Origin of the sequence: Variovorax sp. CF313, from assembly GCF_000282635.1 — a bacterium.
In the GTDB taxonomy this organism is placed as follows: Bacteria; Pseudomonadota; Gammaproteobacteria; order Burkholderiales; family Burkholderiaceae_C; genus Variovorax.
Genome location: NZ_AKIW01000134.1, coordinates 1 through 11,834 on the forward strand (window position 1 = coordinate 1; position 11,834 = coordinate 11,834).

At 68.0% G+C, this 11,834-nt stretch carries 12 protein-coding genes; 3 read left to right on the forward strand and 9 right to left on the reverse strand.

The genetic code is table 11. The annotated features are described in order from the left end of the window. The first annotated feature begins 106 nt into the window (after nucleotides 1-106). From PMI12_RS25905 to PMI12_RS25915, 3 genes are read left to right on the forward strand one after another with little or no spacing between them, the layout of a single operon-like run. Nucleotides 107-934, forward strand: coding sequence for a basic amino acid ABC transporter substrate-binding protein (locus PMI12_RS25905; RefSeq protein WP_007838550.1), 828 nt, complete (start codon nucleotides 107-109; stop codon nucleotides 932-934). 25 nt (nucleotides 935-959) lie between these two features. Then, nucleotides 960-1,931 (forward strand): transglutaminase family protein, encoded by a 972-nt coding sequence (locus tag PMI12_RS25910; RefSeq protein ID WP_007838551.1) that lies wholly within the window; start codon nucleotides 960-962, stop codon nucleotides 1,929-1,931. Next, entirely contained in the window at nucleotides 1,928-2,386 is a 459-nt protein-coding gene (locus PMI12_RS25915; RefSeq protein ID WP_007838553.1) for a RidA family protein, read from the forward strand. Before PMI12_RS25910 ends, PMI12_RS25915 begins: the two co-directional genes overlap by 4 nt. A 70-nt stretch (nucleotides 2,387-2,456) precedes the next feature. On the opposite strand, the gene PMI12_RS25920 is transcribed toward PMI12_RS25915, so the two are convergent. From PMI12_RS25920 to PMI12_RS25960, 9 genes are all read right to left on the reverse strand, one after another. Further along, on the reverse strand, nucleotides 2,457-3,815 hold the full coding sequence (locus PMI12_RS25920; RefSeq protein WP_237726176.1) for an MFS transporter: 1,359 nt from the start codon (nucleotides 3,813-3,815) through the stop codon (nucleotides 2,457-2,459). Between the two features lie 22 nt (nucleotides 3,816-3,837). Beyond that, complete coding sequence (locus PMI12_RS25925) at nucleotides 3,838-4,497, reverse strand: aspartate/glutamate racemase family protein (protein ID WP_007838556.1); 660 nt, start codon at nucleotides 4,495-4,497, stop codon at nucleotides 3,838-3,840. 19 nt (nucleotides 4,498-4,516) lie between these two features. Further along, nucleotides 4,517-5,971, reverse strand: a complete 1,455-nt coding sequence (locus PMI12_RS25930; protein WP_007838557.1) for an MFS transporter — start codon at nucleotides 5,969-5,971, stop codon at nucleotides 4,517-4,519. A 242-nt stretch (nucleotides 5,972-6,213) separates the two neighbouring features. Next, a complete protein-coding gene (locus tag PMI12_RS25935) occupies nucleotides 6,214-7,056 on the reverse strand; it encodes a MurR/RpiR family transcriptional regulator (protein WP_007838561.1) in 843 nt (280 codons plus the stop codon). Nucleotides 7,057-7,102: 46 nt separating this feature from the next. Further along, entirely contained in the window at nucleotides 7,103-8,128 is a 1,026-nt protein-coding gene (locus PMI12_RS25940; RefSeq protein ID WP_007838563.1) for a LacI family DNA-binding transcriptional regulator, read from the reverse strand. Nucleotides 8,129-8,252: 124 nt separating this feature from the next. Further along, entirely contained in the window at nucleotides 8,253-9,242 is a 990-nt protein-coding gene (locus tag PMI12_RS25945) for a 2-hydroxyacid dehydrogenase (protein WP_007838565.1), read from the reverse strand. 5 nt (nucleotides 9,243-9,247) lie between these two features. Then, a complete protein-coding gene (locus PMI12_RS25950; protein ID WP_007838567.1) occupies nucleotides 9,248-10,201 on the reverse strand; it encodes a sugar kinase in 954 nt (317 codons plus the stop codon). Between the two features lie 14 nt (nucleotides 10,202-10,215). Next, nucleotides 10,216-10,959 carry a sugar phosphate isomerase/epimerase family protein gene (locus tag PMI12_RS25955; RefSeq protein ID WP_007838569.1) on the reverse strand — a complete coding sequence of 248 codons (744 nt, stop codon included), beginning with the start codon at nucleotides 10,957-10,959 and terminating at the stop codon, nucleotides 10,216-10,218. Then, entirely contained in the window at nucleotides 10,960-11,715 is a 756-nt protein-coding gene (locus tag PMI12_RS25960) for an amino acid ABC transporter ATP-binding protein (RefSeq protein WP_007838571.1), read from the reverse strand. Between the last annotated feature and the right edge of the window lie 119 nt (nucleotides 11,716-11,834).

The window sequence follows — 11,834 nt, forward strand, 5'->3', positions numbered from 1 at the left end:
GCGCACTTCGTGTCGCTACGCACACCCCCTCGCTGGGGGCAACGCCTGCGGCCCGGCAAAGCCGGTTCCGCGGCGTTCCACAACAAGTTCACGGAGAAGCACCGCCATGCCCCACCGCGTCACCATCAACCGCCGCTTCGCACTCACCGCCGCGGGCCTCTTCGCGGCCCTTGCCATCGCCGGCTGCGACAAGCAGGAGCCGGCATCCGCACCGTCCGCCACCGGTGCACCGGCGGCACCGGCCGCCGCGCGCGTGCTCGTGGTCGGCACCGACGCCGCGTACACGCCCTTCGAATCGCAGAACGACAAGGGCGAGATCGTAGGCTTCGACGTCGACGTAGTGAAGGCGGTCGCGCAGAAGGCGGGCTTCGAGGTGAAGTTCGTCAACACGCCGTGGGAAGGCATCTTCAATGCGCTCGACCAGGGCGACCGCGACCTGCTGGTGTCGGCCATCACCGTCACCGACGAGCGCCGCCAGACCATGGACTTCTCGCAGCCCTACTTCGACGCCCGGCAGCTGATCGCCGTGAAGAGCGACTCGCCCGTCACGAAATTCGAGGACATCAAGAACATGAAAGTCGGCGTGCAGAACGGCACCACCGGCGACGAGGTCGTGGGCAAGCTGCTGGGCAAGTCGAGCACCGCCATCAAGCGCTTCGAATCGACGCCGCTCGCGCTCAAGGAACTCGAGGCCGGCGGCGTGCAGGCCGTGGTGGCAGACAACGGCGTGGTGGTGCACTACATCGCGAACAACACCGCGGGCGGTTTCAAGACCGTGAGCGACGCGGGCTTTCCGGTCGAGAAGTACGGCATTGCCGTGAAGAAGGGCAACGCCGAACTGCTGGCCAGGATCAACCAGGGCCTCGAAGGCATCCGGGCCGACGGCACCTACGCGAAGATCTACGCTTCGCACTTCGGCGCCGAGGCCAAGTAGACCCACGCAACGGGCACTGTCGATCATGCTGCTTCACGTCACCCACGAAACGCGCTACGAGTACTCGCCGCCGGTCGAGACCGCGCAGCACCTCGCCCACCTCAAGCCGCTGGCCACGGATTCGCAGCGGCTCGTGAGCCACCGGCTTGCCATCGAGCCGGCGCCTGCGCAGCGCAACGAGCTGGCCGACCTGTACGGCAACACGCGCGCCTTCTTCGCACTCGAAGCCACGCACGACCGGCTCGTCGTCACGGCCGAGAGCGTGGTCGAAACCTCGCAGCCCGTGCTGTCGCCCGCCGTGGCGCGCGAACTGCCGTGGGAAGCCGTGCGCGAGCGCTTCCGCTTCCGCAAGGACGCCACCTTCGATGCGGCCTCGGAGTTCGTCTTTCCCTCGCCCTACGTGCCGCGCCACGGCGACTTCGCGGCCTATGCGCGCGCCAGCTTCGTGCCTGGCCGCCCTACCTTCGACGTGGCGATGGACCTCACCGAGCGCATGTACGAGGACTTCGCGTACGACGCCGACAGCACCGAGATCAACACCCCCGCCGTCGAGGCTCTCGCACAGCGCAAGGGCGTGTGCCAGGACTTCGCCCACATCATGATCGCGTGCTTCCGCACCATGGGCCTGCCCGCGCGCTACGTCAGCGGCTATCTTCTGACGCAGCCGCCGCCCGGCCAGCCCCGGCTGGTGGGCGCCGATGCGTCGCACGCCTGGGTGTCGGTGTACTTGCCCGGAAAGGGCGAGGACGACGGTTCCGAGAGCGCGGGCGGCTGGGCCGATTTCGATCCCACCAACGGCCGCCAGCCGGGCGAGGACTACGTCACGCTCGCCATCGGCCGCGACTATTCCGACGTGTCGCCGATGCGCGGCGTACTCCATGGCGGCGCCAGGCACACGCTGCGGGTCGGCGTGACCGTGCAGCCCGTGGGGGAAGTGGTCGAGGGCCTGCCGCAAACACAGACACAATCGCCTTCCCAAGACAAGGAGTCTCCATGAGCGTTTACGACAAACTTTCCAGCCTCGGCATCACCCTGCCCCCGGTCGCCGCCCCCGCGGCCGCCTACGTGCCCTTCGTGCAGACCGGCAACCTCGTGTTCCTCTCGGGCCACATTGCGAAGAAGGACGGCAAGGTCTGGGCCGGCCAGCTCGGCGCCGGCATCGGCACCGAGGAAGGCAAGCAGGCCGCACGCGCCATCGCCATCGACCTGCTCGGCACGCTGCACGCGGCCGTGGGTGACCTGAACAAGGTCAATCGCATCGTCAAGGTGATGAGCCTCGTGAACTCGGTCGGCACCTTCACCGAACAGCACCTCGTGACCAACGGCGCGAGCGAGTTCTTCGCCGAAGTCTTCGGTCCCGAAAAGGGCGCGCATGCACGCAGCGCCTTCGGCGTCGCTCAGGTGCCGATGGGAGCCTGTGTGGAGATCGAGCTGATCGCCGAAGTCGGCTGATCCCGTCGATCTTTTTCAGTTGACGCCCGGCTCGGGCGAGCCGCTGCGGCAGCGGGCAGCGCTCGTCCAGTCACTCCCCCGGCGCGGGGCTGCGCGCCTTCTCGCGCGAGACGAACAGCACGATCAGCACTGTCGCCATGCACTCGACCACCGCGATGATCGTCAGGCCCTGCGCATATTGCCCCGTGCTGCTCTTCAGGTAGCCCAGCAGCTGCGGCGAGAAATACCCCGCGAGGTTGGCCACCGAATTGATGAACGCCAGGCCCACCACCAGCGCCGTGGCAGACAGGTAGCGGCTCGGTATCTGCCAATAGATCGGGATCGAGCCCATCGTGCCGGCCGACGACAGCGCCAGCGACACGATCACGCCGGCCATGTTTTTCTGGCCCAGGAAGTAGGCCGTGAGCAGCAGGCCCAGCGCTCCCAGCCCGGCCGCGATGGCCGTGTGCCACTTCACCTCCTTGCGCCGGTCCGAGAGGTAGCCGTTGCCGATCATCCCGATCCAGCCGCAGGCGTAGATGCCCGCCATGACCCAGCCCAGCGTCTTGATGTCGTTCACGCCGACCTCCCGCACGATGCTCGGCCCGTAGTACACCAGCGTGGCATTGCCCGCCACGATGCAGAAGAAGATCAGCGTGAGCACCCAGAGCTGCGGGTTGCGCATCGACGCCAGGAAGCTGTGTTCGCGATGGCCCAGGCTCCTGGCCTCGAGCACCAGTTCGCTCTCGACATGCGCCTTCTGCCGCGCGCTCAGCCAGCGTGCCTTGGCGGGCGAATCGCTGAGGACGAAGTACGCCACGGCCCCCGCCACGATCGATGGAATGCCCTCGATCACGAACAGCCACTGCCAGCCGCGAAAGCCACCCACGCCGCCGAGCGCTTCCATCAGGTAGGCGGCGATCGGGCTGCCGAACATCAGCGACAGCGCGGAAGCCGAAACGAAGAACGCGAGCGCCTTGCCGCGCCGGTGTGCGGGCAGCCAGTAGGTCAGGTACAGGATCACGCCCGGCTGCAGGCCCGCCTCGAACGCCCCCATGAGGAAGCGCAGCGCATAGAACTGCAGCGGTGTCTTCACCCAGGCCATGAGCACGCACACCACGCCCCAGCCGATGGTGATGCGCATGATGGTCTTCTTGGCGCCGAACTTCTGCAGCAGCATGTTGCTCGGCACTTCGAAGAAGAAGTAGCCGATGAAGAACACGCCCGCACCCGCGCCGTAGATGGCGTCGGACCACTGCAGGTCGCTCATCATCGTGAGCTTCGCGAAGCCGACGTTGACGCGGTCGATCCACGCCAGGAACCACACCAGCGTGAGGAAGGGAATCAGGCGCCAGACGATGCGCCTGAAGGTCAGGTCGCGTTCCGCGAGCGAGTCCACGCCCGTGCCTGACGCCGCTGCAGATGCGCCCGGATTTGCCGCCGTGCTCATGCTCATGTCTTGCTCCTCATGTTCAGGACGCGACTTCGAGTCGCGCACACAGCTGCCGCATTGCGGCGGAAATCGGTGCGATCACCGGCACGCCGAAGCGCGGTGCCAGCGCCAGCGCGGCCTGGCCCAGCGGGCCGCCGCCAATGATCACGGCCTGCGCGCCGTCTTCGTCTATGCAGCGCTGCACGGCCCGTGCCAGCGCGTCCTCCAGCGCTTGCGGTTCGGCCGCCAGTTCGCGCGGGTCGCCCTGTGTCAGGCGGGTGCCGGCGTACAGGCCGAGCAACCCGAGCGCACGGGCGCGCCGCTCGATGGGTGCCACCAGCTCGGGCGTCACCGTGGCGATGCCGAAGCGCCGATGTCCATTGCTCGCCTCGCGCATCGACGCCTCCGCGATGCCGACCACCGGCACCCGCGCGTTCGCTCGCACGAGGTCGATTCCCGGGTCGCCGAAGGCACTGACGATCACGCCGTCCCAGCGCGCAACGCCAGCCTCGCGCCACACCTTCAGCACCTCGGTGGCGGCGGCCTCGAGCTCCTGCTCGTTGACGATCATCGAGGGCCCGCCCGTGGCGGTGCGGCCGGTCACGCGGCAGCCCGCAGGGGCCTCGCCGTTGGCGATCTTCGTCATCATGTCCGTGGTGGCGGTCGACGAGTTGGGGTTGATGAGCAGGATGTCCGTCATGCGAGAAGCTTTCTGAGGTTCAACCCGGCTGCGCGATCTTGGCGGCCTGGGTGGCGTCTGTGGCCAGGCCTTCACCGGGCAGGGGCAGTGCGTCGGGCGACTGGCCATAGGTTTCCGGCACGCTCTGCACACTGATCACGAAGACCGCGTACATGCCGGCCGCCAGTCCGAACACGCCGACGAGGCCGAAGGCATCGAACAGACGCCCGGCGACGAGCGGCATCAACGCGCCCGCCGCGGTGCCCGTGGCCAGGATGAAGGCAGTGCCGAAGGCCCGCACGCGCGTCGGGTAGAGCTCGGGCGCGAAGATCCAGATGGTCGTGTTCAGCAGCAGCACGAAGAACTGGAACACCGCGCCCGCAATGAGGATCACGGCGATGCTCTTGGCCACGAAACCGATCGTCAGGGCCGCCAGGCAGGCGCACACGGCGCCGGCCGTCAGCACGCGCTTGCGCGGAAAGTGAAAACCCAGCAGCGACGCCGCAATGGCGCCCAGCAGGCTTCCGCCCTGCATCACCATCGTGAACACCAGGCTCTTCGACATGCTGTAGCCCAGCGTGACGAGGATGGTCGGCATCAGCGTGAGCACCGAGATCTGCGCGCCGTAGGTCATCCAGATCGTGATGCACAGCGGGATGGTGCGCCGCGCCAGCGCACCGCGGAAGATCTCGGTGACGCGCACCTTGACCTTCGCAGGCTGCGCGTCCGCGCCATCCTCGTTGATGTACTGCTGCTGCGGCACCTTCTTCGCCGAGAGCCGGCCCGACGCCAGCCGCGACAGCACCGCGTTCGTCTCTTTCACGCGGCCCTGCGAGAGCAGAAAGCGCGGCGTTTCCGGAATGTAGCGGCGATAGAACGCGCCGAGCAGCGCCGGCACCATGAGGCAGGCAAAGAGCCAGCGCCACGCGTTGTCGCCCGGGAACATCCAGAACACCAGCAGGCCGAAGCCCGGCGCGAGGAAGTTGCCGAGGCCGCCTGCCCCCACGTTGACCAACCCCACTGCCGTGCCGCGGAACCTGGTCGAGCAGAACTCGGCCAGCATGGTCACCGCAATGGCGATCTCGCCGCCGAGTCCGAAGCCGACGATGGCACGCCCGAGCGCCATCACCGTGAAGTTCGGCGCCGTCGCGCAGACGCCCGCGCCCAGCGTGAACAGCAGCAGATCGAGCGACAGCATCACGCGGCGTCCGTAGCGATCGGCAATGAAGCCCGAAACGATCCGCCCGATCGCCGCACAAGTGAAGGTGACGGTGTTCAGCAGGCCGATGTCCGATGCGCTCAGGCCCCACTGCTGGCGCAGCATGGGCCCCACGATGCCGACGGCGTTCTGCTCGAAACTGTCGAACAGGCAACCGATCAGGATCAGAAAGATGATCGTGTGATGCGAGCGCGTGACACCGATCTTGTCGAGCGCGCGGTCGAGCTCGGCAACCCGGGGCGAGTCAGGCCCGGAGGAAAGTGCAGGTCCAGCCATTGGAAACCCCTTGAGAAAGGAAGAAGTGCTTGCTCGGTGCTGTCCGGAATCGCCTTTCGCATGCTATCGGCGACCTCGTTGCAATGACATATCGATTTCACCTATATATGTTTTGTGAAATCAAAATTCCAGTCACAAGCAACCATGAGCAAGCGCCATGCCCGAACTTTCGGGGAATTACAGGGGGAAATTTCAGGCCGGGCGCACCGTGAACGTGCGGGTGCGCACCGTTGGCGTGCGGCTCAGAGCTCGCCGTTTTCCTCGTGGCCGAGCTCGATGGCTGCCAGCCGCTTGCGGCCGGCGGAGCCGGAGGCCTCGATCACCATGGTGGCGAGCAGATCGCACACGCCCATCACCGCGGTGTGGTTGTCCAGCAGCCCGGGGCCGCGGCAATCGCACTGCAGCGACCAGGTGGCACCGGCAAAGTCCGGCGACGCCCGGTCGCTGATGTAGACGATGCGCGCGCCGATGCGGCTCGCGGCCTCGAGCAGGGTGTCCATCTGCCGCGTCTGCCGGCGCGTGCCGAAGACGATCACGCAGTCGCGCGTGCCCAGCCCGGCCAGGTGCTCGGCCAGCGTTTCTCCAGGCCCCGGAATGGCGGTGACGCGCGGGACCACCTGGATGATCTGCCAGCGCAGGTACTGCGCGAAGGCATGGCTGCTGCGGCTGCCGAAGATCAGCACCTGGTTCGCGCCGATGATCGCCTTGACGATCTCTGCCATCTGCCGGTCGTCGAGCCGATCGAAGGTGCTGGCCAGGTTGGCCTGAGACTGCTGGAAATGCGTGGCCACCAGGTGGCCGCGCTTGGAAGCCTCGGTGGCGTTCTGGAACAGCGGCGAGCCGGTCTGCTTTTCCTCACGGACCTGCCGCCGGGCCTCCTCGTAGTTCTCGTACCCGATGCGGCGGATGAAGCGGCTTACCGTCGAGGGCGACACGCCCGCAAGCTCCGCCAGTTCGTTACCGGCATAGCTCGCCAGCTCGCCCGGGAACTCCAACACGAAGTCGGCAAGCTGGCGCTCCGTCGCGGACAGCTGGTCGAGCTGGCTGCGAACGCGGCGGACGAAGGAGTCTGCGGAAGGTGACATGGCGGTCTGGGCACGCGATGATGCCAGCTTCAACTGTTCGCGGATGCTAGAGCGCCCGCGACGAGCCCCGCACCACCAGCTCTCCAGGCAGCAGCAACTGGCGCGGCGCCGCGTCCAGTCCCCGCAGCCGCTCGATCAGGCAGGTAGCGGCGGTGCGGCCGATGGCGTCGGTGGGCTGGGCCACGGTGCTCAGGCCGGGACCGATGAGCGAGGCCCATTCCGGATCGTCGAAACCGACAAAGCCCAGGTCGGTGCCGAACTGCCAGCCCAGCCGCGCCATCGCCTGCGCAATGCGCAGCGTGACCACCGCATTGCCCGCGACCACGGCCGCGCGTCGGCCGCGCTTGGCGCGCAGGCGCAAGGCGCGCAAAGCCTCGTCGAGCGCATCGCTCTCACCCTCGACCGATTCGAACACCTCGCCCGCCACGCGCGGCTCATGCGCGGCCACGCAGGCGCCGAACGCTGCCGTGCGTTCGCGCCGCGAGCTCACGCCCTTCTGCGGCTCCGTGACGTAGAGCAGATCGCGGTAGCCGCCTTCGACCAGGTGGCCGCAGGTGGCCGTCATCGCGGCAGGGTTGTCGAGCGAGACGAAGTCCGTGTGCATGCCCGCGTGGCGGCGGTCGACCAGCACCGCCGGCTTGCCGTGCAGCGTGACCGCATCGACCACGTTGCTGCCTCGACCCAGCGTGTTGAGGATGAAGCCGTCGACCTGGTAGCCCGCCAGCGCATCGATGGCTTCGCGCTCGCGTTCGCTCTCGTTGCCGAGGTTGAACAGCATCACGAGATAGCCGGCGTCCTGGCAGGCCTTCTCGGCGCCGCGCAGCACCGCGACGGAATACGGGTTGGTGATGTCGGCCACGATCAGGCCGATGAGGCGCGAACGGCCATGGCTCAGGGCCTGCGCCATCGGGCTCGGCGAATAGGCGAGCGCGGCGATGGCGACTTCGACGCGCGCGGCGATGTCGGGGCTCAGCAGGCGTTCGCGGTGGTTGAGGAAGCGCGAGACGGTGGCCTTGGAGACGCCGGCCGCCGCGGCGACATCGGCGATGGTGGCGCGGCCCGTCGGCTTCATGGTCTTGCTCCTTCCCCTCCTGGGGGAAGGTTGGGGTGGGGGCAGGCAGAGTGCCCGCTGGATGCGCCGCTTGCCCCCACCCCTGCCCTCCCCCAGCGGGGGAGGGAGTAAAGCCCGGCTGAGCTCATGCGGCCGCCGTGTCGTACGGCGCCGTCGGCTTCTCCCCGGCCAGCACCTGCAGCAGATTGGTCGTCGCCAGCTCCGCCATCGCGTGCCGAGTCTCGTGCGTGGCCGAGCCGATGTGCGGCAGCGGCGTCACGCGCGGATGCGTGCGCAGCGGCGAGTCGGCCGGCAGCGGCTCCTTCGCGAACACGTCGAGGCCTGCGGCGCGCAGCGTGCCGTGGTCGAGGGCGTGCAGCAGCGCGTCTTCGTTCACGGTGGCGCCTCGGCCGCCGTTGATGAAGGACGCACCGGGCTTCATGCGCGCGAAGAAGGCCGCGTCGATCATGCCGCGCGTGGCGTCGGTCAGCGGCAGCATCGCAAGCACGATGTCGGCGCGCGCGAGCAGATCGTCGAGCGGCGTGTGCGTGGCGCGGCCCTGCAGTTCGGGCGCCTGCGCAGCCAGGTCGACCGCGCGGCGCGAGTGGTACAGCACCGGCATGCCGAAACCCAGTGCACCGCGCCTCGCCACGGCCTGCCCGATACGGCCGAAGCCCAGGATGCCCAGCGTCTTGCCATGCACGTCGGTGCCGAAGAGCTCTTCGCCGATGTTCCTGGTCCATCGCCCTTCGCGCACGAGGTTCGAGAGTTCGACCACGCGGCGCTGCGTGGCCATGAGGATCGCGAACACGGTGTCGGCCACCGTCTCGGTCAGCACGTCGGGGGTGTGGCACAGCACGATGCCGCGCTTGTGCAGTTCGGCCAGCGGGTAGTTGTCGACACCGACCGACACGCTCGAAATGACTTGCAGCTGCGGCGCCGCATCGAGCAGCGCAGCATCGACCGTGTGGCTCGATCCGATCAACCCGTGCGCGGTGCGCAGCGCGGCGGCGAAGGCCTCGGGCTCCTTGCGGGGATCGGCCACGGTGACGTGGTGCGCGGCCTGCAGGCGTGCCAGCTGATCCTCGGGCAGCGGCCGGAAGACGAGGATGTTCTTCTTCGATGCGTTCGTCATGGCGTTCAGAGCCCCGCTTCTTCGAGTTGCGCCCGCGTCGGCAGGCCTTCGGTATCGCCCAGCACCTGAACGGCGCGCGCGCCGATCCATGCGCCGCGGCGCACGGCATCGGGCACGCTGCGGCCTTCGAGCAGCGCGCTCACCACGCCGGCCGCGAAGCCGTCGCCCGCGCCCACGGTGTCGATCACTTCCTTCACCGGGAAGCCGTCGACGCGGCCGGTGCCGGCCACGTCGCTGTCGTAGTAGGCGCCCTCGGCGCCGAGCTTGACGACCACCAGCTTCGAGCCGCGTTCGCGATAGAACTTCGCGACGTCCTCGGGCTTGTCGTGGCCCGTGAGCAGCAGACCCTCTTCGATGCCGGGCAGCACCCAGTCGGCGCGCGAGGCGAGTTCGTTGACCCAGTGGCGCATGGTCTCGGTGGACGACCACAGCGTCGGGCGCAGGTTGGTGTCGAAGGAGATGGTGCGGCCGGCCGCGCGCATCACGTCCATGGTCTTCAGCGCGGCCTGCAGGCTGGTGTCGGAGATGGCGGCGAACACGCCCGTGGCGTGCAAATGGCGCGCCGAGCGCAGCCAGGCCTCGTCGACGTCGGCCGGGCCCATGTGGCTCGCGGCCGAACCCTTGCGGTGGTATTCGATCGGCGGGTCGCTGCCGTCGGTGACGCGGCCCTTGAACTGGAAGCCGGTGCGCTGCGTCGCATCGGTGATCACGTGCGAGCAGTCGATGCCTTCGGCGCGCATCGCGGCCAGCAACGCGCGGCCCATCGAGTCGGTGCCGAGCCGGCTGGCCCACCCGACCTTGAGGCCCAGCCGCGAGAGGCCGATAGCCACGTTGGTCTCGGCGCCGGCGGTGCGCTTGTGGAACGACTGGGCGTCTTCCAGCGGACCTGGCCGGTCGGCCACGAGCAGCAGCATGGCTTCGCCGAACAGGGCGACGTCGAAAGCGGTGGGTTCTGTCATGTGTGTCTCTCGATCTATGCGCGCGCGGCGCGGATGAAATCGATCTGCGCGCGGGTAACGGCCAGCAGGTCGTCGCCTGCGAGAGGGTATTCGATGGCGTGGGGCACGTCGGCCGGCAATGCACGCAGCACCGCGCGCCACGGCGCGGCCGAATCGCCCAGCGGCACCGCCACCCACTTGTGCGGCAGGCGCTGCACGCCCTTGCAATGCACGTAGCGCACGCGGTGGCCCAGCGCCTGCGCCGCCTGCAGCGGGCATTCGCCGAGCCAGTGCCAGTTGCCCATGTCGAAGGTCATGCCGAGCGGCACCCCGGCACGGTCGGCCACCTCGAAGAAAGTCTGCAGCGCGGGCAGCGTGCCGGCGCGCACGGTCTGGTCGTTCTCGATGAGCAGCTCGACGCGTGTTTCGGCCAGTTCCACCTTCAGGCCCCAGAGCGAGCCGTGCGACGAGGCCTGGAAGTCGCCGATGGACATCTTGAGCCGCTTGGCGCCTATACGCGTGGCCGCGGCGATGCCGCGCTTGAGCGCGGCGCTGTCGAGCCAGCCACCCTGGGCCCACAGGCCCTCGGGGCTGGAGTACACGGAAGCGAGCCCGCTCAGGGCGGGCAGTTCGGCCCCGGCGTCGCGCAGCATCTCGCCGCGCACTTCCACCGAATCGGCGCCAGCCGCCAATGCCAGCTGCGAGCACCAGAGCTGGCCATGCCGCCCCACCTCGGCCGCACCGAAGGACGACAGAGAAATCAGAACGGGAAAGGACATTCAGTGCGCTTGGTGGGAGCTGAGGATCTGGCCGAGGAACTGGCGCGTGCGCTCGTCCTTGGGGTTGCCGAAGAACTCTTCCGGCGGCGCCTGCTCGACGATCTTTCCGTCGGCCATGAAGATCACGCGATCGGCCACGCTGCGGGCAAAACCCATTTCGTGCGTCACGCACAGCATGGTCATGCCGTCTTCGGCAAGGCCGATCATGGTGTCGAGCACTTCCTTGACCATCTCGGGGTCGAGCGCGGAAGTGGGCTCGTCGAACAGCATGATCTTGGGCGCCATGCACAGCGCGCGGGCGATGGCCACGCGCTGCTGCTGGCCGCCGGAAAGCTGGCTCGGGTACTTGCCGGCCTGCTCGGGAATGCGTACGCGCGTGAGGTACTTCATGGCCACCTCTTCGGCTTGCGCCTTCGTCATGCCGCGCGAGCGCATCGGCGCCAGCGTGCAGTTCTCCAGGATGGTGAGGTGCGGGAACAGGTTGAACTGCTGGAACACCATGCCGACTTCGGCGCGCACGGCATCCACGTTCTTGCCGCCGGCCGTGAGGTCGATGCCGTCGACCACGATGCGGCCCTTCTGCACCGTCTCCAGCCGGTTGATGCAGCGGATGAGCGTCGACTTGCCCGAACCCGAAGGCCCGCAGATCACGATGCGCTCGCCCTGGCGCACCGACAGGTCGATGCCGGTCAACACCTGGAATTCACCGTACCACTTGTTGACCGCTTCCATGCGGATGATCGATTCCGTCGTCATGCTCGTTGTTCCGATACTCACTGTGGGGCGCCCTGCGCCTTCTCAAGGAACACCGCGGAACCGGCTTTGCCGGGCCGCAGGTGTTGCCCCCTGCAAGGGGGTTGGCGTAGCGACACGAA